The organism is Hydrogenophaga sp. PML113, from assembly GCF_001777155.1.
GTDB classification, from domain to species: Bacteria; Pseudomonadota; Gammaproteobacteria; order Burkholderiales; family Burkholderiaceae_C; genus Hydrogenophaga; species Hydrogenophaga borbori.
Map to the genome: position 1 here is coordinate 434,432 of NZ_MIYM01000003.1, position 24,050 is coordinate 458,481.

General features: G+C 62.8%; 33 protein-coding genes and 1 tRNA gene. 9 read left to right on the top strand and 25 right to left on the bottom strand.

From position 1 onward, the window contains the following. Positions 1-35 precede the first annotated feature (35 nt). On the bottom strand, positions 36-1,883 hold the full coding sequence (locus BHU06_RS08060; RefSeq protein ID WP_070398628.1) for an extracellular solute-binding protein: 1,848 nt from the start codon (positions 1,881-1,883) through the stop codon (positions 36-38). A gap of 38 nt (positions 1,884-1,921) precedes the next feature. On the opposite strand from BHU06_RS08060, the gene fabI reads away from it, so the two are divergent. Beyond that, positions 1,922-2,713 (top strand): enoyl-ACP reductase FabI, encoded by a 792-nt coding sequence (gene fabI, locus BHU06_RS08065; protein WP_070398629.1) that lies wholly within the window; start codon positions 1,922-1,924, stop codon positions 2,711-2,713. Positions 2,714-2,781: 68 nt separating this feature from the next. Here fabI and BHU06_RS08070 read toward each other — a convergent pair whose 3' ends face one another. Beyond that, entirely contained in the window at positions 2,782-5,070 is a 2,289-nt protein-coding gene (locus BHU06_RS08070; RefSeq protein ID WP_070398630.1) for an arginine/lysine/ornithine decarboxylase, read from the bottom strand. Between the two features lie 125 nt (positions 5,071-5,195). On the opposite strand from BHU06_RS08070, the gene BHU06_RS08075 reads away from it, so the two are divergent. The 8 genes from BHU06_RS08075 to BHU06_RS22055 all read left to right on the top strand — a co-directional run bounded on the left by BHU06_RS08075 (position 5,196) and on the right by BHU06_RS22055 (position 10,226). After that, positions 5,196-5,621, top strand: coding sequence for an NfeD family protein (locus BHU06_RS08075; protein ID WP_070398631.1), 426 nt, complete (start codon positions 5,196-5,198; stop codon positions 5,619-5,621). 47 nt (positions 5,622-5,668) lie between these two features. Further along, positions 5,669-6,589 carry an SPFH domain-containing protein gene (locus BHU06_RS08080; protein WP_070398632.1) on the top strand — a complete coding sequence of 307 codons (921 nt, stop codon included), beginning with the start codon at positions 5,669-5,671 and terminating at the stop codon, positions 6,587-6,589. 1 nt (position 6,590) lies between these two features. After that, on the top strand, positions 6,591-6,986 hold the full coding sequence (locus BHU06_RS08085; protein ID WP_070398633.1) for a DUF2237 family protein: 396 nt from the start codon (positions 6,591-6,593) through the stop codon (positions 6,984-6,986). A gap of 36 nt (positions 6,987-7,022) precedes the next feature. Then, positions 7,023-7,112: transfer RNA gene (locus BHU06_RS08090), tRNA-Ser, on the top strand. 97 nt (positions 7,113-7,209) lie between these two features. Further along, positions 7,210-8,025, top strand: a complete 816-nt coding sequence (locus BHU06_RS22430; protein ID WP_139146991.1) for a hypothetical protein — start codon at positions 7,210-7,212, stop codon at positions 8,023-8,025. Positions 8,026-8,198: 173 nt separating this feature from the next. Beyond that, positions 8,199-8,480 (top strand): AlpA family transcriptional regulator, encoded by a 282-nt coding sequence (locus BHU06_RS08095; protein WP_083293082.1) that lies wholly within the window; start codon positions 8,199-8,201, stop codon positions 8,478-8,480. A 97-nt stretch (positions 8,481-8,577) separates the two neighbouring features. Then, positions 8,578-9,366 (top strand): HipA family kinase, encoded by a 789-nt coding sequence (locus BHU06_RS22435; RefSeq protein ID WP_139146992.1) that lies wholly within the window; start codon positions 8,578-8,580, stop codon positions 9,364-9,366. Further along, positions 9,363-10,226, top strand: a complete 864-nt coding sequence (locus tag BHU06_RS22055) for a DUF3037 domain-containing protein (RefSeq protein ID WP_083293084.1) — start codon at positions 9,363-9,365, stop codon at positions 10,224-10,226. Before BHU06_RS22435 ends, BHU06_RS22055 begins: the two co-directional genes overlap by 4 nt. 67 nt (positions 10,227-10,293) lie before the next feature. Here BHU06_RS22055 and BHU06_RS08105 read toward each other — a convergent pair whose 3' ends face one another. The 23 genes from BHU06_RS08105 to BHU06_RS22070 form a co-directional block, all read right to left on the bottom strand. After that, on the bottom strand, positions 10,294-10,947 hold the full coding sequence (locus BHU06_RS08105) for a hypothetical protein (protein ID WP_139146993.1): 654 nt from the start codon (positions 10,945-10,947) through the stop codon (positions 10,294-10,296). A 40-nt stretch (positions 10,948-10,987) separates the two neighbouring features. Next, on the bottom strand, positions 10,988-11,305 hold the full coding sequence (locus tag BHU06_RS08110) for a hypothetical protein (protein WP_070398636.1): 318 nt from the start codon (positions 11,303-11,305) through the stop codon (positions 10,988-10,990). 2 nt (positions 11,306-11,307) lie between these two features. Continuing rightward, positions 11,308-12,171, bottom strand: a complete 864-nt coding sequence (locus BHU06_RS08115) for a hypothetical protein (protein WP_139146994.1) — start codon at positions 12,169-12,171, stop codon at positions 11,308-11,310. 23 nt (positions 12,172-12,194) lie between these two features. Continuing rightward, complete coding sequence (locus BHU06_RS08120; protein WP_070398638.1) at positions 12,195-12,500, bottom strand: hypothetical protein; 306 nt, start codon at positions 12,498-12,500, stop codon at positions 12,195-12,197. Then, on the bottom strand, positions 12,487-12,846 hold the full coding sequence (locus tag BHU06_RS22440) for a hypothetical protein (protein ID WP_139146995.1): 360 nt from the start codon (positions 12,844-12,846) through the stop codon (positions 12,487-12,489). Before BHU06_RS22440 ends, BHU06_RS08120 begins: the two co-directional genes overlap by 14 nt. Beyond that, on the bottom strand, positions 12,843-13,463 hold the full coding sequence (locus BHU06_RS22445) for a hypothetical protein (RefSeq protein WP_139146996.1): 621 nt from the start codon (positions 13,461-13,463) through the stop codon (positions 12,843-12,845). The genes BHU06_RS22440 and BHU06_RS22445 overlap by 4 nt, the downstream gene beginning before the upstream one ends. 116 nt (positions 13,464-13,579) lie before the next feature. Continuing rightward, a complete protein-coding gene (locus tag BHU06_RS08130) occupies positions 13,580-13,825 on the bottom strand; it encodes a hypothetical protein (protein WP_139146997.1) in 246 nt (81 codons plus the stop codon). Between the two features lie 251 nt (positions 13,826-14,076). Beyond that, a complete protein-coding gene (locus BHU06_RS08135; protein ID WP_070398641.1) occupies positions 14,077-14,493 on the bottom strand; it encodes a DUF5681 domain-containing protein in 417 nt (138 codons plus the stop codon). Between the two features lie 21 nt (positions 14,494-14,514). Then, a complete protein-coding gene (locus BHU06_RS08140; protein WP_070398642.1) occupies positions 14,515-16,596 on the bottom strand; it encodes a hypothetical protein in 2,082 nt (693 codons plus the stop codon). 2 nt (positions 16,597-16,598) lie between these two features. Continuing rightward, on the bottom strand, positions 16,599-17,561 hold the full coding sequence (locus tag BHU06_RS08145; protein WP_070398643.1) for a hypothetical protein: 963 nt from the start codon (positions 17,559-17,561) through the stop codon (positions 16,599-16,601). 36 nt (positions 17,562-17,597) lie between these two features. Beyond that, on the bottom strand, positions 17,598-17,864 hold the full coding sequence (locus tag BHU06_RS08150; RefSeq protein ID WP_070398644.1) for a hypothetical protein: 267 nt from the start codon (positions 17,862-17,864) through the stop codon (positions 17,598-17,600). A gap of 10 nt (positions 17,865-17,874) precedes the next feature. Then, positions 17,875-18,162, bottom strand: a complete 288-nt coding sequence (locus BHU06_RS08155) for a hypothetical protein (RefSeq protein WP_139146998.1) — start codon at positions 18,160-18,162, stop codon at positions 17,875-17,877. Next, positions 18,159-18,548 (bottom strand): hypothetical protein, encoded by a 390-nt coding sequence (locus BHU06_RS22450; protein ID WP_139146999.1) that lies wholly within the window; start codon positions 18,546-18,548, stop codon positions 18,159-18,161. Before BHU06_RS22450 ends, BHU06_RS08155 begins: the two co-directional genes overlap by 4 nt. Before the next feature lie 405 nt (positions 18,549-18,953). Then, positions 18,954-19,403 (bottom strand): hypothetical protein, encoded by a 450-nt coding sequence (locus tag BHU06_RS08160; RefSeq protein ID WP_070398646.1) that lies wholly within the window; start codon positions 19,401-19,403, stop codon positions 18,954-18,956. Next, on the bottom strand, positions 19,400-19,528 hold the full coding sequence (locus BHU06_RS23100; protein ID WP_302622817.1) for a hypothetical protein: 129 nt from the start codon (positions 19,526-19,528) through the stop codon (positions 19,400-19,402). The genes BHU06_RS08160 and BHU06_RS23100 overlap by 4 nt, the downstream gene beginning before the upstream one ends. Positions 19,529-19,536: 8 nt before the next feature. Continuing rightward, a complete protein-coding gene (locus tag BHU06_RS22060) occupies positions 19,537-20,130 on the bottom strand; it encodes a hypothetical protein (protein WP_083293087.1) in 594 nt (197 codons plus the stop codon). Then, complete coding sequence (locus BHU06_RS08165; protein ID WP_070398751.1) at positions 20,127-20,444, bottom strand: helix-turn-helix domain-containing protein; 318 nt, start codon at positions 20,442-20,444, stop codon at positions 20,127-20,129. Before BHU06_RS08165 ends, BHU06_RS22060 begins: the two co-directional genes overlap by 4 nt. Before the next feature lie 52 nt (positions 20,445-20,496). Then, on the bottom strand, positions 20,497-20,697 hold the full coding sequence (locus BHU06_RS22065; protein ID WP_083293091.1) for an AlpA family transcriptional regulator: 201 nt from the start codon (positions 20,695-20,697) through the stop codon (positions 20,497-20,499). Positions 20,698-20,842: 145 nt separating this feature from the next. After that, the gene (locus BHU06_RS22455) at positions 20,843-21,418 is read right to left on the bottom strand and encodes a hypothetical protein (protein WP_139147000.1); all 576 of its coding nucleotides are present in this window, start codon (positions 21,416-21,418) and stop codon (positions 20,843-20,845) included. 105 nt (positions 21,419-21,523) lie between these two features. Next, on the bottom strand, positions 21,524-21,826 hold the full coding sequence (locus BHU06_RS22460; protein ID WP_139147001.1) for a hypothetical protein: 303 nt from the start codon (positions 21,824-21,826) through the stop codon (positions 21,524-21,526). A 158-nt stretch (positions 21,827-21,984) separates the two neighbouring features. Beyond that, positions 21,985-22,266 carry a hypothetical protein gene (locus BHU06_RS08175; RefSeq protein WP_070398648.1) on the bottom strand — a complete coding sequence of 94 codons (282 nt, stop codon included), beginning with the start codon at positions 22,264-22,266 and terminating at the stop codon, positions 21,985-21,987. Positions 22,267-22,268: 2 nt separating this feature from the next. Continuing rightward, complete coding sequence (locus BHU06_RS22465) at positions 22,269-22,934, bottom strand: hypothetical protein (protein ID WP_139147002.1); 666 nt, start codon at positions 22,932-22,934, stop codon at positions 22,269-22,271. Then, positions 22,927-23,490, bottom strand: a complete 564-nt coding sequence (locus BHU06_RS22070; protein WP_139147003.1) for an HNH endonuclease — start codon at positions 23,488-23,490, stop codon at positions 22,927-22,929. The genes BHU06_RS22465 and BHU06_RS22070 overlap by 8 nt, the downstream gene beginning before the upstream one ends. Positions 23,491-24,050: the final 560 nt, after the last annotated feature.

Here is a 24,050-nt window from a genome sequence, read left to right on the forward strand (position 1 = left end):
GAGGGGGTGACGCGCGAAGCGCGGCGCGGGGGTGTTCATTGTTTGGCCCACCAGGTGTCGATGGCCCAGGCCTCGCCGGTGGCGTACGGGGGCATTTCGGGTGGGCGCTGAAGGCGCCAGGCGTTGTAGGCCAGGCGGTGCGTGGACGCCGACCACTGCGGAATCAGGATGTGGCTGTGGGCGATCGCGCGGTCCAGCGCGCGGCAGGCGGCGAGGAAATCGGGCTTGGTCTTGGCGCCCACCATGCGGCCGATGAGCCGGTCCACCACCGGGTTGGCGATGCCCGCGTAGTTGCCCGTGTCGGGCGTTTTCGCGGCCTCGCTGCCGAACAGGTCGGCGTACTCGGCGCCGGGGTTGGTCGTGCCCTGGAAGGCGATCGAAATGATGTCGAAGTCGAAGGTGCGCAGGCGCTGCTGGTAGAGCGCGAAGTCGACGGGCCGGAAGCGCAGCGTGATGCCGAGCTTTTGCAGGTTGCGGATCCAGGGCGAGACCACGCGCGCGCCGGTCTCGTTGCTGTCGAGGTACTCCAGCACCAAGGGCTCGCCCTGGGCGTTCTTGAGCACGCCGTCCTGTACCGTCCAGCCCGCCTCGCGCAACAGCGCCTGGGCCTTTCGCAGGTTGTCGCGCAGCGACTGCCCGCCGTCGGTGCGCGGCGGCGCATACATGGGCCCGAACACGGCCGGCGGCAGCTGCGCGCGGCCGGGCTCGAGCAGCGCCAGCTCCTCGGGCGAGGGCGGGCCGTCGGCCGCGCACTCGGTGTTGCCGAACAGGCCCCGCACGCGCTGGTAGGCGCCATAGAACATCTGCCGGTTCATCCACTCGTAGTCCACCGCCAGGTCCAGGGCCTCGCGCACGCGGATGTCGTCCAGCGGCTTGCGCCGGGTATTGAGCACGTAGCTCTGGAAGCCCGTGGGCAGCTTGTGGGGCAGCTCGATCTTGACCAGCTCGCCGCTGTCGAACTTGCGGCCATTGACGCGGCGCGCCCAGTCGCCGGCTGAGAAGAAGCGCATCAGGTCGAACTCGCCCGCCTTGAGCGCCTCCAGCCGCGCCGTGTTGTCCTTGTAGATCTTCACCGAGATGCGGTCGAAGTTGGCCGTGCCGCGGCGCACCGGCAGGTCGCGTGCCCAGTAGCCCGGGTCGCGCACATAGGTGATGTCGCGTCCGAACTTCACCGGCCCGATGGTGTATGGGCCGCTGCCGATGGGCGGGTCCATCACGACCTTGTCGAAGGTCTTGCGCTGGCCGGTGGCGGGGTCGGTCTCATTGCCCCACTGCCGGCTGAAGATGGGTATGGCGCCGACGGTGAGCGGCAGTTCGCGGTTGGGCCGCTTGAAGCGGAAGCGCACGGTGCGCTCGCCGAGCACGTCCAGGCCCGCCACGTCCGCCAGGATGGTCTTGTAGGCCGGCGAGGTGTAAGGGCCCAACAGGGTGTCGAAACTGAACTTCACGTCGGCGGCCAGCACCGGGTCGCCGTTGTGGAACTTGGCCGTGTCGCGCAGCCGAAACACCACGGACAGGCCATCGGGCGCGGCCTGCACGTCATCGGCCAGCAGACCGTAGCCGGACCCGGTCTCGTCCAGCGCCCCGGTCAGCAGCGAATCGAACATCAGGCCGCTGAGGTAGGCCGGGGCGGTACCGCGCAGGGTGAACGGGTTGTACTTGTCGAAATTGCTGACGCGCAGGTTGCTCACCAGGCGCAGTTCGCCGCCCTTGGGCGCCTGCGGATTGACGTAATCGAAGTGGGTGAATCCCTCGGGGTACTTCAGTTCGCCCCAGATCGCATACCCGTGCGCGGCCCACAGCGCCGGCGCCGCCAGGCCCAGGGTCCACGCCACGCCCCAGCGGCACAGCCGGCGCAGCAAGGAAAGGGGCGTGACGTGCATGCGACAATTCTGCGTGATTTTTTCCTGGAGTCCGATCAATGGGTTTTCTCGCTGGCAAGAAGCTGCTCATCACTGGGGTGCTGTCCAACCGTTCCATCGCCTACGGCATCGCCAAGGCCTGCCACGAACAAGGCGCTGAACTGGCCTTCAGTTACGTGGGTGAGCGCTTCAAGGACCGCATCACCGAGTTCGCCGCCGATTTCGGCTCCACGCTGGTCTTCGACTGCGACGTGGGCGACGACGCCCAGATCGAGAAGCTGTTCAGCGACCTGTCTCAGACCTGGCCCACCTTCGATGGTTTCGTGCACGCCATCGGTTTCGCGCCGCGCGAGGCCATCGCGGGCGACTTCCTGGAGGGTTTGTCGCGCGAGGCCTTCAAGATCGCGCACGACATCAGCGCCTACAGCTTCCCGGCCATGGCCAAGGCCGCCCTGCCCTACCTCAACGATCGCGCCGCCCTGCTCACGCTGAGCTACCTGGGCGCCGAGCGCTGCGTGCCCAACTACAACACCATGGGCCTGGCCAAGGCCAGCCTGGAGGCCTCGGTGCGCTACCTGGCCGAATCCCTGGGGCCCAAGGGCATGCGCGTCAACGGCGTGAGCGCCGGCCCCATCAAGACCCTGGCCGCCAGCGGCATCAAGGGCTTCGGCAAGCTCATGAACCTGGTGTCCACCGTGTCGCCACTGCGCCGCAACGTCACCATCGAGGACGTAGGCAATGCCTCGGCCTTCCTGTTGTCCGACCTGTCCTCGGGCATCACGGGCGAAATCATCTACGTCGACGGCGGCTTCAGCCACGTGGTGGGCGACTCGGCCAACGCCGAAGCCTGACCCCCGGGCCTCAGCCACAAAAAAGGCCCTGCAGCGCAGGGCCTTTTTGCTGGATGCGCGCGGGCCGCTCAGGCCTTCACGCAGTCCGCGAAATAGGCCTTGCGGCCGTCCTCGCCCACGGTCTCCACCAGGCCGTGGATGTCGGTCTCGAAACCCGGGCACTCGCGCGCGAACTCGCGGTTGAACTTGAGGTAGTCAACGATCTTGCGGTTGAACACCTCGCCCGGGATCAGCAGCGGGATGCCCGGCGGGTACGGCGTCACCAAGCTGGTGGTGATGCGGCCCTCCAGCTCGTCGATGGGCACACGCTCGGTGGTGCGCTGGGCGATGTGGGCGAAGGCCTCGCTGGGCTTCATGGCCGGCGTGAGGTCGCTCAGGTACATCTCGGTGGTCAGGCGCGCGATGTCGTACTTGGCGTAGAGCGCGTGCACGTGCTGGCACAGGTCGCGCAGGCCCATCTGCTCGTAGCGCGGCTGCTTGGCGCAGAACTCCGGCATGATGCGCCACATCGGCTGGTTCTTCTCGTAGTCGTCCTTGAATTGCTGCAGCGCCGTGAGCAGCGTGTTCCAGCGGCCCTTGGTGATGCCGATGGTGAACATGATGAAGAAGCTGTAGAGGCCGGTCTTCTCCACCACCACGCCGTGCTCGGCCAGGAACTTGGTGACGATGGACGCGGGGATGCCGGTCTCGCCGAAGCTGCCGTCCATGTTGAGGCCGGGCGTGACGATGGTGGCCTTGATCGGGTCCAGCATGTTGAAGCCCGGCGCCATGTCGCCGAAGCCGTGCCAGTCGCGCTCGGTGTGGTGCTCGGCGGCGTCGTCGCGGCGGCGGTTGAGCACCCAGTCCTTGGCCTCGCCCACGCCCTCGTCGGCCAGGCGGTCCGGGCCCCAGACCTTGAACCACCAGTCGTCGGCGCCGAAGTCGTCCTCGACCTTGCGCATGGCGCGGCGGAAGTCCAGCGCCTCCAGCAGGCTTTCCTCGACCAGCGCGCGGCCACCGGGCGGCTCCATCATGGCCGCGGCCACGTCGCAACTCGCGATGATCGCATACTGCGGGCTGGTGCTGGTGTGCATCAGGTAGGACTCATTGAACAGGTGCCGGTCGAGCTTGACGTTCTGCGAGTCCTGCACCAGCACATGGCTGGCCTGGCTGATGCCGGCCAGCAGCTTGTGGATGGACTGGGTGGCGTACACCACCGACTCCATGGGCCGCGCGCGCTTCTTGCCCATGGCGTGGTAGTTGCCATAGAAGGGATGGAAGGCCGCGTGCGGCAGCCAGGCTTCGTCGAAGTGCAGGTTGCCGACGTAGCCGTCCAGCATCTGCTTGATGGCCTCGGTGTTGTAGAGCACGCCGTCGTAGGTGCTCTGCGTGAGGGTGAGGATGCGCGGCTTGACGGCGGCGGCGTCCACGCCCTTGAGCAGCGGGTTGGCGCGGATCTTGGCCTGGATGGCCTCGATCTCGAACTCGCTCTGCGGGATCGGGCCGATGATGCCGTAGTGGTTGCGCGTGGGCTTGAGGAAGACGGGGACGGCGCCCGTCATGATGATGCTGTGGAGGATGGACTTGTGGCAGTTGCGGTCCACCACCACCACGTCGCCCGGGGCCACCGTGTGGTGCCAGACCATCTTGTTGCTGGTGCTGGTGCCGTTGGTGACGAAGAAGCAGTGGTCGGCGTTGAAGATGCGCGCCGCGTTGCGCTCGCTGGCGCCGATGGCGCCGTTGTGGTCGAGCAGCTGGCCCAGCTCTTCGACCGCGTTGCACACGTCCGAGCGCAGCATGTTCTCGCCGAAGAACTGGTGGAACATCTGGCCCACGGGACTCTTGAGGAAGGCCACGCCACCCGAATGGCCCGGGCAGTGCCAGGAATAGGAGCCGTCCTCGGCGTAGTCCAGCAGGGCCTTGAAGAACGGCGGCTGAATACCTTCGAGGTAGCTCTTGGCCTCGCGGATGATGTGGCGCGCCACGAACTCGGGCGTGTCCTCGAACATGTGGATGAAGCCGTGGAGCTCGCGCAGCACGTCGTTGGGCAGGTGCCGGCTGGTCTTGGTCTCGCCGTAGATATAGATCGGCACGTCGGCGTTCTTGCGGCGCACCTCTTCGATGAAGTTGCGCAGGTTCAGCACCGCGGGGTCGAGGTCCGGCCCCTGGCTGAACTCCTCGTCGTCGATGGACAGAATGAAGGCGCTGGCGCGGCTTTGCTGCTGCGCGAACTGCGACAGGTCGCCATAGCTCGTGACGCCCACGACCTCCATGCCCTCGCTTTCGATGGCCTGCGCGAGCGCGCGAATGCCCAGGCCCGAGGTGTTCTCGGAGCGGAAATCCTCGTCGATGATGACGATGGGGAAACGGAACTTCATGCGGCTCTCCTGGCGAAGCGCGCAAGTGTACGGAAAACGCATGTCCGTCCGGCCTTGTCGGGCCTGGATTGGCGCAGAATGCGAAGCGGTCCCGACGGGGGACCGCTACATGGAGGACAAGGCACATGGCCGATTCGACCTGGTGGTGGCTGCTGGCGGGCGTGCTCGTGGGCGCCGAGCTGCTCACCGGCACGTTCTACTTGCTCATGCTGGCGCTGGGCGCCGCGGCCGGCGCCATCGCCGCGCACCTGGGGCTGCCCCTGACGGGACAGCTGGTGGTGGCCGCCCTGGTGGGCGCGGCCGCGGTGGCGGGATGGCACTGGCACTCGCGCCGCCGGCCCGGCGATCCTTCGGTGCGCAGCCTGCGCAGCGTCAACCTCGACATCGGCGAGGTCATTCACGTCGAGCAGTGGAACAACGACGGCACGGCCACGGTCAAATACCGCGGCGCCGCCTGGACCGTGATCCAGCGACCCGGCAACGCGCCCACACCCGGCGCCTACCGCGTCACCGAACTCGTGGGCAACCGCCTGCTCGTCGAGAAGGCCTGAGTCCAGGCCGCCCTGCAACCGCTCCATAGAAAGAACAAGACCCGACCATGGAAATCGCCATCCTGCTCATCGTCGTCGCCGCGATCTTCGTCACGCGCGCCGTCAAGATCGTGCCGCAGCAGACCGCCTGGGTGATCGAACGCCTGGGCAAGTACCACGCCTCGCTCGCGCCCGGCCTGAACATCATCGTGCCCTTCATCGACAAGGTGGCCTACAAGCACAGCCTGAAGGAAATCCCGTTGGACGTGCCCAGCCAGGTCTGCATCACGCGCGACAACACCCAGCTCCAGGTGGACGGCATCCTCTACTTCCAGGTGACCGATCCCATGCGCGCGAGCTACGGCTCGTCCAACTACATCGTCGCGGTCACGCAGCTGGCGCAGACCTCGCTGCGCTCGGTCATCGGCAAGCTCGAACTCGACAAGACCTTCGAGGAGCGCGACATGATCAACGCGCAGGTGGTCTCGGCCATCGACGAGGCCGCGCTCAACTGGGGCGTGAAGGTGCTGCGCTACGAGATCAAGGACCTGACGCCGCCGGCCGAAATCCTGCGCGCCATGCAGGCCCAGATCACGGCCGAGCGCGAGAAGCGCGCCCTGATCGCTGCCTCCGAAGGCCGCCGCCAGGAGCAGATCAACATCGCCACCGGCGAGCGCGAGGCCTTCATCGCGCGCTCCGAGGGCGAGAAACAGGCCGAGATCAACAAGGCCCAGGGCGAGGCGGCCGCCATCCTCGCCGTGGCCGAGGCCACGGCCGGCGCGATCCGGCAGGTGGCCGAGGCCATCCGCCAGCCCGGCGGCCAGGAGGCCGTGCAGCTGAAGGTGGCCGAGAAGGCCGTCGAGGCCTACGCCAGCGTGGCGGCCGACGCCACCACCACGCTCATCGTGCCGAGCAACATGACCGAGGTCTCGGCCCTGATCGGCTCGGCCATGAAGATGGTGCAGACGGGCAAGCCCACAGGGGCCTGACATGGACGACCTCGCGCACAACGTGCTGGGCGGCGAGCTGCAAGCCTGCTCGTTCGACCCGCTGACCGGCTTCTACCGCGACGGCTGCTGCCACACCGGCGCCGACGACGAAGGCACGCACGTGGTCTGTGCGCGCGTCACGCGCGAGTTCCTCGACTTCTCCAGCCAGCGTGGCAACGACCTCGCCACGCCCCGGCCCGAGCAGCGCTTCGCGGGCCTCAAGGCTGGCGACCGCTGGTGCCTGTGCGTGAGCCGCTGGCTGGAGGCGCTGCAGGCCGGCGTGGCCCCGCCCGTGGTGCTCGAGGCCACGCACCAGAACGCCTTGCAGCACGTCTCGCTGGAGGTGCTGCAACGCCACGCCTGGCGCAAGGCCGAGGACGGCAGCCACACCGGCTGAGCCCGCGCGCGAGTGAGCTACAATCCCGCGCTTCGCGGAGAGGTGGATGAGCGGTTTAAGTCGCACGCCTGGAAAGCGTGTGTGGGTTAATCCCCACCGCGGGTTCGAATCCCGCCCTCTCCGCCACCCCCCTAGTGTTTATGCGGCTTCCAGCGGGGTTCAATCCAAAATGCACCATCCAAGGTGCCATCCCGCATAAGACCTAGCGAGATGATCGGGGCTCTTGCTGAAGTTGCTCACTTGCAACGCAGCAGCCATGAAAAGCGAGTTTGAGCCCTTCGCTCACCCCGATCCGTTCGACATCCCTGCCGGCGACGGCTTTGCGGGATGGCCTGCGCAAATACTCTTCGAGATCAAAGAGTTGCTGTTTGACTGCAGCAGCGATTGGCTCACTGCGGTGGCATCGCACATCCACGAACTCGCGAGGACCAACCGCGCAGACAGGGTATTTGACGACCCGAACGGCGCGCGTGAGAGCCTCGCACATTCCGAATCGGGGCAGTTCTCTCTATACAGACAGCCTGGTTACATTGGCGTGTTCGCCGCGCTTGAGCCCAGCGTCGCTTGGGACAAGATTGAGCCACCCACTGAGCGCTGGCAACGCTATGCGGTATTCGCGCTCATGTACCTTCGAGACAGCGTCAAGATTCTCGAAAGGCGCGACCGGCTGCAGAGAACTGGTCGCGCCACGAGTGCCGACAACAAGTATCTGGCCTTGGATCTTTCCGAAGCATCTGCCTGGGCGCTAGAAGCGATGCGCGCACTGCAAATTGCTCACTCGCTTCGAATCGACGCCCGAGCAAAGTCAGCTCGTGGGCGCAAAGCCGCAGTGGCAAGGCACGTGGTGTTTGTGTCCTTGAAAGCGGAGGCGCTAGAAATGGCCGACTCCCGCCCCTTCAAGACGAAAGAGCAGGCACTCGACTACATCACCTCCAACCTGCTGATCGATTCCGCGAACAACAAATTCTGCAGCAGGAGCGCTGCCAGCAAATGGCTACGCGAAGCTGGGTGGAAAGCCGGCGCGAGACGAGAGCAGTAGTCGCCACGAGTCGCCACCTCCTAGAGCGCTTCGCGGAGGGCGACGGCCTGCACTCTTGCAACGCATGTGTACACACCTACAGCGCAAAGCTGTAGATCTGCAGAGCAGAGACGTTTCCCCTTGCACTCCCGCCAATGAGACTCCGGGTTCTCGAAACTTCTGGAGTGTCAACGATGCAGAAACGACTGAAGCAGGCCATCTTCGCGGGCACCCAGGCCACAGCGCAGAAAGACGTACCGCTCACCCCCATCAAGAAGCTCCAGGCGCTGCAGGCGCAGATGCCTCAGGCTGGGTACATCAGGCAGGCCGGCTTGCTGGAAGTGCTCCCGATCTCTCCGGCCACGCTCTGGCGCTGGGTGAGCAAGGATGTATTCCCGAAGCCGGTCAAGCTCAGTCCGCGTGTCACGGCTTGGCGTGTGGAAGACGTGGAAAACTGGTTGTTTTCCAACGGGTAGCGCTTGCAGATGCACATTTTTCAGTCGATGGCTTCAGATCAAATGTAAGAATCTGATTCGGACGCCCTGAAGCGGCACTCTGATCCTGGGAGGCAAGATGTTCGATTCCGTTGAAGCAGTGCGCTTCGACCGCAAGATGGGAGTGGGCAGGACTACTCCGCTCCTGATCGGTTGCGATGAAAATGAGTCCGAAATCGAGGTCATCGCCAAATTCTCGAAAGGGTGTTCAATCGGCGGATTAATTCGGGAGGCCATGTCGGCAATGTTCGCGATTGACCTTGGCCTGCCAGTCCCCAAGCCCTATGTAGTGCGGCTGTCTGACGACTTCATCGATAGCATCCCAGATTCGGCGATACGGTTGTTCTTGCATGAGAGCGACCGATTCGGATTTGGCTCCCGACGACTGCCGGAAGGCTTCACAGTTTGGATTGCGCCCGCCGCTCGTATGGCCGACCAGCTTGAACAAGAGGCCGTCAACATCCTGGCCTTCGACTGTTGGCTGACCAATCCCGACCGACATACCGGAAATCACAACCTGCTTACAAACGGCAAGTCATTTGCTATCTTCGACCATGAACTCGCACTCATGACGGACATGAACTTGTTCTGGAAACCGCCGTGGACGCCCATGGCTCTCGACGGTGTGCGCCCTCCACAGGAACATGTGTTCTTCAACCACCTTCGCGCGCGGACCGCGTACCCTCTCGAAGATCTGTGCTCACGTCTTCAGGGGCTCAGCGATGAACGGATCATCTCGTATGGCAATGCCCTACCGGCAAGCTGGGCAGCCGAACTGGAGACCGTGAACAAGGCGCGAGCCTTTATGATGTCTCTTCGCGACAACCTCACCACGGCGGCAAATGAGCTGCGGAGGGCCATGTCATGAGCGACACTCCACGAACGACATACAGCTACATTGTTCTACGCTACATCCACGACATTGGCACTGGTGAGTTCATCAATGTAGGCGTCGTGGTCATGGGGCAGCGTGGCTCGTACATCGGAGCGAAGTTCCGCACCGCCTACGGGCGCGTTAAGGGCGCTTTTCCCAGCATCGATACCGAAGTGTATCGCTCACGCATGCGCCGGTTGCAGGCCGTTTTTGATGGAATCGCAGCCGGCGACATCTCATATGGAAGTGACGAGCCACAGACGCCGTCACAGATCGAGCTGATTGCCCACTCGGTAGTCCGAGCAGATGACAGTTCGTTGCAGTGGTCGCCCGTCGGTAGCGGTCTAAGCAGAGATCTTCCGGCAACGTTGCAATCGCTGTATCACCGCTTCGTTACTAAGCACGACCACGACGGATCGACGGCCATTCGCAAAGACGATGATGTTTGGAGGCACTTCCGAACGGAGTTGGAGAAACGGAATGTGTTGCCGTACTTGGCCCCCAAGGTCATTTCCGCAGCTGACGACTCCATCAAGTTTCAGCATGCATGGAAGAATGGTGCGTGGCACTGCTATGAGCCCTTGTCGTTCGATCTTGCAAGCGATGCGACTATCAAGGAAAAGGCTCATCGCTGGTTGGGTCACGTATCAAGCGTTCAAACCGCGTCTGAGTCGTTTCATGTCTTCTTCTTAGTGGGCAAGCCCGTAGACCTGTCGCTGCTGGATGCCTATGAAAAGGCCGTGAGCATCCTCCGAAAGGCGCCGAGGAGCGAAGTGATCGAGGAAAGCCGAGCTGCCGAGTTCTCTGATCAGGTCGCACAAGCCATTTCCGAGCATAGGCTGGCAAATATCTAGCTCGCTTCGGGTTGCGCTTCGCTGAGCCAGTCATAGATATTGCTCAAGTGTCCCGGTCGTATAGGGACTAGCTGCCTCTCGACAGCATGTCTCGGATCTGCTTCTGCAATCCTGCGCGCTCGACCATGAGATCGGTCATACGTTCATGCTGCAATGACAGCCTCCGCAGCACGGCCTCGCGACTCATTACCTGCCCCGTAAGGTCATGTAGTGCATAAGCGTTGTCATGGTTTGCATAGTTCACCTCCCACGCTACGCCGTTGCCAATCTGTATCCCCAGCCTCCTCTGCGAGTCCAAGGCCAGCGCGGCTTGATCTTGCGCGGCCAACTGTTGCACAAGAAACTGCATGGAGTCTCTATGCATTTGGATCTCCATGTGCACCGATTCGATGACACTCGACAGGGCGGCTAGCCTGACTGTCTTACTAGCGCTCTCGGCCTGCTGAGAGAGCACGGCGCGCGTGTCTGCCAGCTCCTTCCGCTGTAGGCGTATTGAGGCAACCAAGAGAACAAGCGCGGCAAATGCGACAACAGGATTGAGTATCCCGCCGAAATAGTCTCCAGCTTGGCCCCACTTCTCCGGGCTGTCGGCGATCGGATAGCTGACGAATCGCAACAAGTACGCGCTAGCCACTGCCAGCGCAATCGCAACAACCACCGTGACCACTCGGCCTTCTGCCAAGTGTTTTCCTGCCGCCTGGTCCTTTGTGTCCTCAACCATGGTTCCTCCAAATGGCCAAAACCTAGCACCGATCGCTAGGCTACATCAGGCCCGAAGTACGCTTCGCTGCCTCGCGCAACATGAAGGCAGTAGTGACTTGGCCGGCCGACTCTTTCGCCGTGGCGACCGCCGCCTCAAAGTGGTCTTCCCTCATGCTGGCGAGTTGCTGCCAGCGGTGAGAGTCGTTGCGGTGAATGCCAAGGTCCGCGAGCGTCGGCGGTCCTTTTTCTTCAACCACCCCCGTTTCATCGTGTGACTGGGTGTACTTGCGCGCATCGCCACCTTTGTTCTTCTCCATCGTCGCCAGCAGTTCACCGGCCTTGCGTTCCGCGCGCACCTTGATCTCGGTGGCCCACAAGATCAGGTCTTGGTCTTTGGCTGGCCCTGCGCTTGCCACTCATAGCCCAAGCCACTTGGCAGCGGACAGTCGAACACTCCCCTCAGCCAGACGCGCAACGCCCCATGCAAACGCAACAGCTTTTCATCTGCGCTGAGGATGCCGTCGAAATATGAGGCATATGCAGCAAACGTCACGTCAACGAAATCGTTGCGAAGCCTCTCTGGACGAACGCTTTCGTAGCCACCCCTTGCGACCCAGTCCAGTGCCAGGAGGTACAGCCCAAGGGCACATCGGAATAGAAAGGTGTTTGGCAACTCTGAAAAGGACGGGGTCCTCATTCTTCCGGGGTGTTGCTCCAGCACATGGGCGACCATGCCGAGAACGAACTTCGCCGCCTTGTCCATGAAGCCATGTGGAAAATCGTCACCCAGGAGAATGGCCTGCCGCTCCTGCTTCGTGTAGTCCTTCGCCATCTCTGAGAACACAGCTCCCATCGCTTGGGCGTCAAGCAGCATGCTCGAGAAATGCGCCGTCGCAGCATCCCCATGCGCTACAAGCTGCTTGGTCAGTTCTGGGGCGCCGGCCTTCGCGAGCTTCAGCCCGCGCACGTACGCATGGAACTGCGCCGTTTGCTCTTCGTCTACAAGACGTCGCTGTAGCCCTGCACCACGTCCGCGCATCCTGGTGACGGCCTCGCTGCCCTTCAACACCACCACTTGCGATGGATAGTCAGACAGCACCTCCATGGATCTGAAAATGCTGGCCAGCGTGTTCCCTTTGTAGGCCTCCATCGCCGCGAAGTCAGTCAGAACCGCCTCATTCGCAGTTGATTGCGCCAGGTAGGACCTCAGATCGTCCGATTGCAGCTTATTGCTGTCGATCACTAACCGCATCGCTCCACCCAGACTCAGCCTTCAGCGATCAGGCGCATCTCCGACATCAGATCCACGAGACGCTTCGCAATAGCATCGGCTTGCGCCCCTATCAAGCCCAGTGGAATCGTCCCACTCGACAGCTCGCAGTAGCGCACCTCCATGAAGTGCGCATATCCGTCCGGCACCGCAAGCGCCTCCGCCCTGATCGCATCGCCGATGCGCTCATAGTGCGTTGGATCAGCAACCTGCACACCTCGGCACAAGACCTCTGCCAGATAGACGCCTGACTGGACCTTGTCTATCTGCAAGGTGAGGATGAGAGGTTCAGCAGCCGCCATAGTTCTTCTTCCCGCTCTTGGTGATGGTGTACGTGCCGCCCCTTGGACCGACATAGCAGGTCTTCCCGCTCGGGCTCGTGTAGCTGGTGTTTGGTGCCGGCGCGAACTGCGCAGCGCTGGGCGATGTGGGGCGAGCAGGAGCAGCGTAGGCGGGGTGTGGAGCCAACGAATTTGATCGCGCCTGAGTCTGGCCATTCGCGGCCTTGAGGCATTCGACGCGCTTGGAGGCCGGCTCAAGTTGGCTGCAGGCCTCAAGCAGGATCGCGGGCACTTGGGCAAGGGCGTGGATGGGGGACGCGGCCAGCACCACCAAGCCGATCAGGATGCCACGGGGATAGCTGGTCATCGAGGCGCTTCCTGTTGGTGGTTCACGTTCTTGAGAATTGTGCCGATGCAATCACCGAAGCGGTGAATGTCTTCATCGCTCATCACGACCTTCCCGCTGAGCACCCAGTCAACACCGCTCTTTTCAGGACGGACACCGATCTGAAGCTCCACCTGGCCATACACCACTTCGCTCAGGTCGGCGAAGGACGCCATCGGGATTGCGTACAGAAGGAAGTTGGGTTGTTCTGGACTTCGATGCACCTTCCCATTCAATGGAGCCGGTGGGTTGTCACCCGCCCGGCGCATCCAGAAGTTTGAGATCCGCACCGGCTTGAGACTCAGCTGCTGTGTCGTGATTGCCTCGCCAGTTGTAGTCCCCACTCCGGCTTTAAGGAGGCTCATTCCAGAGGCGTAGAACGACATTGAGGAGTCGATCGTGCGGACGACATCACTAGGTGAGGTGTACTTGGTGAGTCCAAAGATTCGCACGCCGCAGCCACTGACGCGGCCCTCGTCCTGGTAAATCAGCGGCTGGCCGGCAAACTCTGCCGCCATGATGGTGCCAGCTTGAGCAGGCCCCGCCAGCGTGACCAACGCTCCGCAGCACGTCAGCGCCCCAAGTACCCTTTTAAACATGGCTCGCTCCCCCTACTCGGTGAAGCCATGCTATCGAACTAGCCCGATCTCAGTACAGCGGCGATCCCCCGCCCAGAGGATCAGTGACAAACGTCACAAGCGACGCCATCGCCCACTCACGTTGACGCAACGTGCATGCGATCGCCCTCGTACATCTCCCGCACCATGTACACCTTGTGCCCCTCGGCCTGCAGTTCCGCCTTCACGCGCGCAGTCAACGCTTCAACAGTCTCACCAGCCCTGCGATGCCATTGGCGGTCCTCACGCATGGACTTCAACCCGATCGGGTCATAGCGCACCGCACGATCAGCACCCAGCTTTGAGTCGTCCACGCCCACCAAGGCACGGATGATGATCAGCATGTCACCGTCGTCACGGGGGGCCCGCTCTTCCAGTTGGCGGACACGGGCTTCAAGGCTTGGCATGTTGCTCCTCCGAGCTGGGGTTGATTCGGCCACTGCTCGACGCCGCGCTTCCCACCGCAGGCATTCGCCCGGTTGTCTGCTGCCATTGGGCCAGCAGCACAGCAATTCGCTCGTCTAGCTCGGCATCCGTCATCCGTTCAAGCCGACGCTCCATTGACCTGGATGCTTCCAGGTACGAGAGACGCCTATCAAGACTTTGCATTCTGGTTCTCCTTCGCTTCCAAGGCCTCGATCCGACGGGCCAGTTCATCCACTTCCACCACACGCGCCAGCGCGCCGATTGCAGCCACCAGAGCCGCGCCTTGTGACGGTGCAAGCTCACCCGCTCCAATCGCCTCAAGCACGGCTTTACCCCGTTCGGTCAGCGTGCCCTGGGGCATCTCAATGGGCTGAGGTGCCTCTACCGGCTTCATCGCTGGATAGACACGTTCGAGGAGCAGACGCGCCGCAGCCACATCGCCCTCTTTCGCCTGCTGAGCGAGCTTGGCGATCATGGCCGGCACATGTCCTGCGATTGATTCGCGCACCTCGGCAAACGGCCCTTTCCCTTTCGGTCGTCCGCTCGGATTGCCGCTCTGGCCAGGCTTCCACTTGTGTCCCGACAAACTGTTCTCTCCTTGCTGTTTTCAGGGCCCCAGCAGCCCACCAATGGGCGCCTGACTGCCAAGCAGGCCGTAGAACGCTCCCGAGCGCTCAGCCATTGCCGCGCTCTCCGCGTTGATCCGCCCAAGCAGGCCACCCATGGCGTTCAGGTTGCTCGCGCCCTCTTGTCCTTGGGAGAGAAGGATGCGGCCCATGGCGTCCCGCACCGACTCAGGGGTCCGCACGCGGTTCCACAGGTTGGAGGCACCCGCCAACATCCCCGTGGGGCTTCCCCGGGCTGCGCTGGTGGCGAGGTTCGCGGTGTCCAGGATGGGCCCGACATCCAGATCCCCGGCCCCGTACATGCGGGAAGCGGTCTGCGACCCACGCCCCACGGTCTCCAGGCCCTTCAGGCGCGCTTCCTTTGCCACCTCGGCCGAGAAGGTGCGGTAGTCCTTGCCGAAGATCGCCTTGAGCCGATCACGGGTGCTGGGCTCCATCCACATCTTCAGCAGCGAAGTCTGACCCGACTGCGTGCCGGACTTCTCCCGCAGTGCCTGCAAGGCACCCACCCGGAAGGCCTCGATTTCGGACTGGCTCATGCCCTTGAGGTTGGAGGCCACATCGAAGGCATCGGCACGCATGGCCGTGCGGCCCATCTCGGCGGCGTCGATCAACTGTGACGGCCCGGCGTAGGCGTCGCGCGCCAGCTTGTAGACCGACTGGCCATCGACCTTCGGCGCCACGGCATCGAGCTTGCCGGTGAGCTGCACTCGAACGTCGTCGATCGCTCGGGCCATCTTGTTGTTGCCCTGGCGCTTCGCCGACTCCGCGGCGTCGTACAGCGACTGCTTCAGGGTGTCGAGCACGGCGAACGGGACTTGATCGCCCTTCTTCAGCGTGCCTAGGACCACGTCCTCACCGGTCTGCAGGCGGTAGAGCTTTTGCGCCTCGCCATGGATGCCCATCGTTCGGCCGAGCAGCTTCAACACGTCGTCGTCCACCTGAGTGGCCAGGCCTTCCAGCTCGCGGTAGTACGGTGCTGCAGCCTGTCGGCGGGCCGAGTCGAGTGCTTCGATGGTCTGGGTGAACCCAGCACCCCGCGTGCCGAGAGCATCGTCTGCGGCAGACACCAGGCGTCCTGCCCGGCCCGCTTGACGGTCCCGGATCATGGTTGCGGCGCGGTCCTTGGTCTTTCCCGGCAGGGTGGCCAGGGTGTCCAGGAGCTGGCGCGTGTTCTCGCCACCGGCATCGGCCACCGTTGCCTCAGGGCCGAGCTTGCCGAAACGGGCGCTCACCTGGCCAGATGGGTTCACCGCACCAGAAGAGTAGATCGAGCCCTTGGCGTCGCGTGCTAGGGCCTGGGCGACCTTCTGCTGGGCGTAGTTGCCGGCAGAGCTGTCCGAAACCCTCTGGGTCACGTTGCGGCCTGCTGCGCCCAGGATCGACTGCACCGGCTGCATCACACCGGAGATCAGCGCGCCTTTTGCCGCACCCATGCCCGCATCACCGGCTATCCCCGACAGATCCTCGGCGCGGGACTCCCCGGCTCCGCTGACGGCGCCGTAACCGGCACCAGAGACAGCCGCTCGGGTGGCATTTGCGACAGGGCCGGTCAACTTCGTCGCCGGGTTGAGCCACGCCGCAGCCTTCGGCGACACCGCCGCAATGGTGCGGTTCGCACCAGCACCAAGCGGGTTCACTGCCAGCGTCGGAGCGGCGGTCATGAACTGCGTGGCGATCGAGCCGATCGGGAAGTCCTCCTGATACTTGTCCTGCACACCGCGCATGTAGTCGCGCGTGTCGCGGTAGTTCTCGGAGAACGACTTGCGCTGTTTTCCCGTCACGAGATCTGAGAGCGTGAGGTCCGGCTGAGTCAGCGTCTTGTAGGCGCCGCCAATTGCGCCCACCAACTCGTCCCCAAAGCCGAAGGTCGGGCCCTGGATCACGTTGGACAGTCCACGAATGACCGGGTTGCCCTCGGCTCGGCCTTCCTGGTACTGACCCATTTGCGTGCCGGCCATCTGCTGCTGAGCAAAGGTCATGACCTGCTCTTCAGTCGCATCGTCGGGCGCTTCAACCTCAAAGACGGCGCCGTCAGGCGCGGTGATTTCGTAGACAGCCATGCTTACCTCACTCGGCGGATCTTCATTCCAGCGCCACCACCGGCCTGGTTCTTCTGGGAGAACAGCGGGTTCGCCTCGGAGAACCGAGCCAGCTCTTCATAGAAGCCCTCGTCAATCTGGCCATTGCGGCGGCGGTACTCCCTCGCCAGACGCGCCACGTCGATGTCGCGTTGAGCCAGGCGCTTTGCCGTGTCGAGCATGAGCGTGCGACCTTGGGGCGTGGTCTGCAGGCCGGGAACCATGTTCTGCAGGAACTGGCGATCGGCATCAGACATGGCACCGGGCATTCCAGCACCACCGGACGGGTTGCGCAGCTCAAGGGCGATCTCGCCGGACAAAGCCTGTGCAGCCTCCAGGTTGCCCACCTTGTCGCTGACGTTGAAGCCGAGTGACCGAGCGGCCTTCGCCACTTCCAGGCCCGCCCCGGTGAACTTGCCGGTATCGACATCGGCCAGAAGCTCACCAAGTCGGTTGTACCGATTGAGCTTGCTCTGCGCCGACGCGCCGGCCTTGAGCACATTGCCGTATTCCTCACCGAAGAACGCACCAACCTTCTTGTGCTCCTCTGTCTCCTGCTTCATGTTCACGATGGCGCTCGGCGCCGGGGCGTGGGTGACGCTCTTCTGCAGGGCCTGCGTGACGTAGGCCTGTCGGACCTGGGGATCGGTGATGCCGGCTGCGTCCAGCATCTGCTCGACACTGGTCTTGTCGGCTTTCTGCGGAAGTTGCGCGAGGATCTGGCCATTCGCGCCTACACGCACTTGGCCCGGGCTCAGGGTGAAAGCCTCCTGCTGCTTGGGCAGAAGCTGCTGTTTCAGGATCTCATCTGCAAACGGCGAGTTCGGCAGCATGGCGTACTGCTTCAGGGCATCGGGGTTTCCTGCCGTTGATGCGAACCCGACCCCTGTTCCGTCGCCCAACGCGTCCACCATCGGGTAGGTCTGAGGCTTCGCCTGCTGCAGCACGTTGGGCAGGCCTGCGCGCCACTGGTCCTGCTCCTTCTAGCGCGTCAACTGAGCCAAGGCCTGATCCATCTGGATCTGACGCAGGGCATGGCTCTGGTCGCGATCTCGCGCCAGCAAGCCGCGCTCCTCTTCCTGAGATTGCCGGTCGAGGGCGCTGCTGTAGCTCGCCAGCCCGCCGAGCAGTCCTCGCCCGGCCGTGTTCCATGGTGCACCGCGCTTTGCCCCTGCCATGCCGGCAGCAGCAGCACCGAGCAATCCTTGGCCCTCAGGCGTGGCGGCGAAGTCGAGAAGTCCTTTGAACATGCTTTCTCCCTTACTGGGGGGTCTCGTGAGGTTCAGCCCAGGGGACCATGGCGATATATGGCTCGATCTGCGGCACCTCAAACCATTGGTCCGGGTTGTTTGGCAATCTGAACGAGAAGAATCGGGGAGCCACCCATAGCGTCGCGTTGGCCTGGTTCAGCAAGGGCAGCAGCCAGGGCATGACGGTTTGAGCCTGACGGATCGCGAACTCGGTGAACGCCGCATGCCGCTCCTCGTCTGTCATCGGCGCTGCCGTTCTTGGTTGATTGCTCCATTGGCTGAAGATCTGAATGCTCATGTTTCGCTCTCTTGCGTGTAGTGATTGGACTCGCTGTGAGCCGTTTTGTCTGTCCCGGTAAATGGGTGTTTTTCGGGATGCTTCTTGAAGAAGGCGCGCGCTTCGGCCAGCGTGTTTAGAACCGTCTTCAGACGCGGGCCGAGCGCTGCGTCACGTGCGGCCAGGGCCGCCACTCCGTCGGCTTCAACGGTCTCGGCGACGTGCCATCGGAACGCCTTGTAGAGAGCCGAATCTGACCGGGCCGGTGCCCCGTACGTTTGCTGATGCCAAGCAACGACGCCGAGATGGCCGCGCAGCACGTCAGCGAAGAACGACGCATCCTTCTTGCGTGGGCGCCCTCGTCCTCTCTTCAGGGTTGGCGCACTTCGCAGCGAGGCAGCGAACATGACTGCGATTGGGTTCGCGCTCAAAGAATCGGAAAGCCTCTCGCGCGCGCACCGGCGCGCTTGTTCCGAGAACTCCTCGGGTGGGGCCGGGAACTGGTCCCAGAGCACCTCGTGCGCGTTGGTGGGGGCACTCGCGGACATCTCAGCCCCCACTCTTGGCCTCATAGCGCCGCGTCTTGCGGTTGTAGAACCCGAACCGCACCTTGGTGCTGCACCTAGCGGTTTCGGGGTTGGTGCATGGCTTTCCAGCCTCAGCCGACCATCCGCAAGAGCAGCGAACCCAGCACCCACAGTCGCCGGGCTGTCCACATTTGGTGCACTTGAGCATGGAGGTGTCGCCGGCCAGCAGGCGAGCAAAGGCGTGGGCGAACTCTCGAAGGTCTTGCTTTTCGCTCATGCCCGACCTCACAGAAGTTCGCCCTTCGGCCCTGTCGAAACCACCCGCTTTTGGGGCTCTTCAACACCACCGATTTCGGGTGACTTAGGCGTGATCGGATTACGGTCCGACGGCGCGTCGTGAAGGTCGGCCACGAACTCGTCTGCGATGTCGAGCGTCGCCGTGCAGTAGGTCAACTCCCACGACAGATCCGCGTGGCTGTGGTCGCTGTGGTTGACCAGGTAGTCACTCAACCTGTCAATGCGTTCGTGCAGCACCTTGAGCCGCCGCGACAGCGCTGCGATGTGGCGCGCGGCCTGAACATCGCTCGTCGCCACCAAGCCCAGCCGCTCGGCCATCAGGCGCACCTGGCACGGGTGGACATCGACGATCGCCCCTTCGCCGAAGCTCTTGTCTTCGAGGCGAAGATTGCCGTTGGGCAGCGTGGTGATTTCGAGGCTGGGAATCGATTCAGTCATGCCGCACTCCCAAACAGGGTTTCCATGGCCTCCAGCACGCCCGTTGATGGCTTCTCACGCCAAGGAGCAGCCGATGGCTCATGGAGGTTGATGTCGTCGGCGATGGTGGTTCGTAGCTCGGTCATGTCGGGCCTCAGTGGGTTGGTTGAAGACATGGAGATGGCATCTCTAGATGGTGTCCGTGGGGCGGTACAGAGAAAGGGGCGAAATCGGCCTTGATAGGACCGTGGGGCGGTACAGGCGAGGGCTCCCCTGTACCGTGGGGCGGTGCAATGGATGGGCCTCCTGTACCGTGGGGCGGTCTAAGGCTTGCGTTTTTGAGAGCCCGGTTTCGGCCGTACGCGCTGCGCACGAACGTCTCCACGGCGCCCTCGTCATAGCCGGGATGTCGATCCAGGCTTTGCCACGTGACCGCATACCAGCTCGCCTTGTTGGGGCGATGGCCTTTGACGGTCTCATGAACAAAGCCACCGTCGAGAAGCTCGCGCTTCGCCTTGGTCAACATGTCCGACGACTTCCAGCCGCGCTTCTCCATGTAGGCCCGCGACAGCAGCAATCGCCCGTTGTTGTCTCGGACGTATTGCCGCGCCACCTCCAGGAGAAGTGCCTTGGCGTGGACACTCAGAGCCGCGTAGGCAGGCGAATCGAGGACCGCCCATGGCAGGGCCACAAAACCGCCTGCATCGCGCCCAGAGCCGCCCTTGCGACTCTTGTTGCGCCCGTTCACGTCAATGCCGTGCCTGCTGGCTCAGCCTCAAGGTGATAGCGGGCGGCGCCACGGTGCATGTAGCCGTCGCGGTCGTAGAGCGTCACGCGCTCGGTTCGGATGTCGAAACCGAACCGGTCGCGCAGCTCCTTGATCCGAGCCGGCGCCTGGTAGCAGCCAAGCCGGCGGAGGTCGTACGAGGTCTTGGGGCCTGACCTCAACGCATCGACGATTCGCTCGCGCTGCGCTTCACCGGAGGTGCTACGCGCCTTAGAATCGCGTCGAGGTTCTTCTGAGGCCCCTGTTACTTTGGTCGGTGCGGGGGCCTCGTTCATTTGGTGGTCCTCCGCGCTCGGTAGCGGGTCCACATGTACAGGATGGCGGCCATCATTGCGCAGCCTCCTTTCCTTGAGCGTCACGCCAGGCGATCAGCTCAGCACCGTCGAGAACGGTGCAGCGCGGGCTCAGGCGCTTGGGCTGAGGGAAGTCCTTGCGCTCCTTGATCCACCGCCAGAGGGTGGCGGGGCCGATGCCGAGCAGTTCGGCGGCTTGCTTTGGTCGGTATGACCGGGCGTGGGTCGTGTCCACATTGCGCTCCGCTTGCGCCGGCCCCTCGCGAATGAGGACGTGAGGTTTCGGCTAATCCCGCGTTGTCTTGTGACTGCGGTATGGAGCAATCCTCAAAATTTCGACATATCCCGACCAATCCACGACAGAACCACGACTGTCGGGGTCAGCCTCCAAGCCCATCAAAAGGGGAAGCAGGACGGGACTTTTCTGCAACCATCCTCAGCTTCCCCTTAGCTTTGGCCCAGCCCCTCGCCAGATCTAGAGACCATCCATTGCCGCCATGAGCAACCTCCTTGAGTCCATTCCTAGACGCTTCACGCAGGTCGGCTTCGACGGTTGGCCAGTCCGACTTGACGGCCAACACCAATGCCTTGCGTTTCATTGCCAGAGACGAGCTGGTGGCGCTTGGCGTGAGCGGTCCTGCATCCGAGATCGCGTGGACTTCCACTTGCAAGCCCCTGTCCGCCACGAACGCCTGAAGGTCATCAACGGAGACAAGTGCCCGGTTGAGCGCATTCCCAACTGGAAACGGATGAGGTCCGAGGGTCAGGGGATCGCGAACCTTGAGGACTCCATCTCGAACCGCCCTTGGAAGCTCTTGCTCCAAGTTGAGACGAGCGCCTCCGTAGCCGATCCCGACCTCATCGTCTTGATCGCGCCAAATGGCTTCAGCGATGTAATGCGCCAGATCTTCGAACGGCACGAACTGCATACCCGCCGGCAGTTTGATCGTCTTCACGCGCACCCCTTCTCGGTGCCCTTCATCGGGAGCCCCAGCAGGCGGGTGAAGGTTTCCCGCTCTTCGGTTCGCGGGCCTAGCTGGGGCAAATGGCGATCAATGCTGCTACGGGCGTCGACTGACATTGCGAGCCCGCTCGACAACGACCCAGGCTTCTATTTCCGCCATGGATTGACGAACTTCCGCGCAAGCCTTCTTCATCGGATCTACTTCCGTTTCCGACCTTTCAACTGCCAGGCAGTTCTGCACCACCAGCATTCGCGCCATGCTGTGCGCTGATTTCATGTCGGCGACAAACCGGGTGAACTGAGGATCGACTGCGATGTTCCTTGTGGCGCCGACGTTGAGAATGCATCCGACCTGCAGGCGGTCGAGGTCCCACGGCTCCTGTGCGTTTGGTTTTGCCATTTCGCCTCCTAGATGTGCAGCTGTAGCTTGGCCTGCGAGGTGCCCACGTCGTTCATTTCAGCCATGTGAACCTCCATCGCTCATGTCAGGGTAGCCGGTCGATCGCATCAACCAGCTACCCGCCTTTGCCCCGCAAGATTCGGCGCGGGGCTTGCCGTTTACTTCTCCAGTGAGTTCCCAGTGATGACCAGCGCGGTACTAATGACTATGAGCACGACGGCCCAAGCAACCAAGGAGAACGCACCCGCTATCAAGCTCTCGCCGGACCAACAAGTCAGCTCAAGGAACTGCGCTACGCCGGGGAAAGTGGCAAGGACCTCGACGAGCAACTTCGCCGGCATATGGAAGACAGTCTTGATCTGCAACCACAGATCGCTGATCGTGTAGACGTAGTCGCCGTTCATGTCGGCGCGCGGGAAGATGTTCTGGCACTGGAACATGGTCACATCTCCTGGGCGCGGTGCTTGGCGGCCAAGATCAGCTTCCGCGCTGCACTCAAATCGGAAGTAGCGAGACGCTTCTCGATGTTGACAAGCTCGAAGACCTTCAGCGCATCAAGCACTTGCTTTCTGGATGCTTCGGTCACCTGGCCGCGTGCAAGCCACTCGGAATCATTGAACCATCGCTCCACTGCCCATATGCCGCCGCTCACACGGATCGCATCGCGACAGAAGGAAGCGAGCGACGATGGCAGTTCATCGAGTAGCGCATTGCCGACCACTTCGGCGTGATGCAATCGCGCGGTCTTCTCAGCCTCTCGTCGCGCCAACTCCTCCGCACTGACGTTGAGCACGACCCTTAGTCTTCCATCGGGCAGGCGAAAGACCTTCATGAAGCCCGGCTCTTCATGAACGTAATTCGACGTCCGAACGCCCCTCGGTCGCAGGGACACCGAGTTGGTCGGTTGTCCCGGCTGGCCTGGCAAGAGGTGTAAGGGAAGGATGCCGGCAGCGGCTATCGCTTCTGCTGTGCCGACGAACACCGTGGTGTTGCCTACCTCCTTGCGCGAAAGGCCAGCCACTTCACGGACAGTCGCAGGCGGGTCGTAGAACCGACCCTTCGGTTTTCCTCTGCGACTAGAAACTGATGGCTGATTCGACTCAATCATGATCGTCTCCTTTCCCCATTGCGTTTGCGGCCACGAACTCAAGTGCCGTCCTGTCACTCTTGGCCAGATTGCAAGACGGGCATGAAGCAAACAGGTTGCTGATCTCGTCCAGCCCGCCCAGCGCCCGGGGTAGCGCATGCTCAACGTGCCAAGATCCGTCCAGCGTCAGCGGTGTGGAGCAGTAGTGACAGCGCCCGCCGCAGCGGTTGAAAACGTCAGTCCTTCGACGGGAAACCGGCCGCGCTGCGGGTGCTCGAACTGGCGGCTGCTCGAACGCCTCCGCTGGCCACAGATCCTGCTGTGCGCCGCCTGCCGCCCTCGCCTGCCCCTCCGCCCTTGAAAGCTGCGCAGTGGCCTCCAGCAACCGGCGAGCAGCGGAAAGCGCCACCACCTTGTCGTCGGCCACGCTCAGCACCACGCCAGGGCCAGGTTCGATCACCAGGTACTGCAACGCATGCAGCCCGCGATCCACCGTCGGCAGCGTGGCGAGTGCGTACTTGCCACGTCCGAACACGCCGCCGTAGATTGGCCGGTGAAGAAGCGCGCTAGTGCTCATGACGTGCCTTCTTGGGGGCTCATTGTGGGGCGGACCAGACGAGGCGGAGGTGGCCGCGAGTTGGGGCGCTGTCTGCGAGATGCTGGGCAATCGCACGCTCAATGCTTTGTTCCTGCATCCCATCGCTTTGCCATAGCGACAACTCCCAACGCCGGCCCTTCACGGCTCGAATCGACCAATCTCGCTCAGCAAGGTGCTTCGTGCCGAACGAGCAGCGCGTTCGTTTGGGCGCTGCAGGTAGCTCGACACCATTGCAGATGCCCAGATCAGACAATTGGTCCCACGTCCCAACCACTCGATAGGCCCAAGCGCATCCACGCGTGCCATAGATCCAGCGCGAAACGTGGATATCGCCGGGCAGCATCCAGGATGCTTCTTCCCGCCTGCCAAAAACTGCATCAGCCATGCTGCACCTCCACTGCCTTGCTCGAATCAGACCGCGCCCAGCACGTCAGCAAGCCGTCTAGCGCAGAGACAATTTCAGAGGCCAAGTCTGAGCATGCCCACATATAGTGGTCTTGGAGATCGCCCGACAATGAGCGCAGATGTGTGCCCGATTC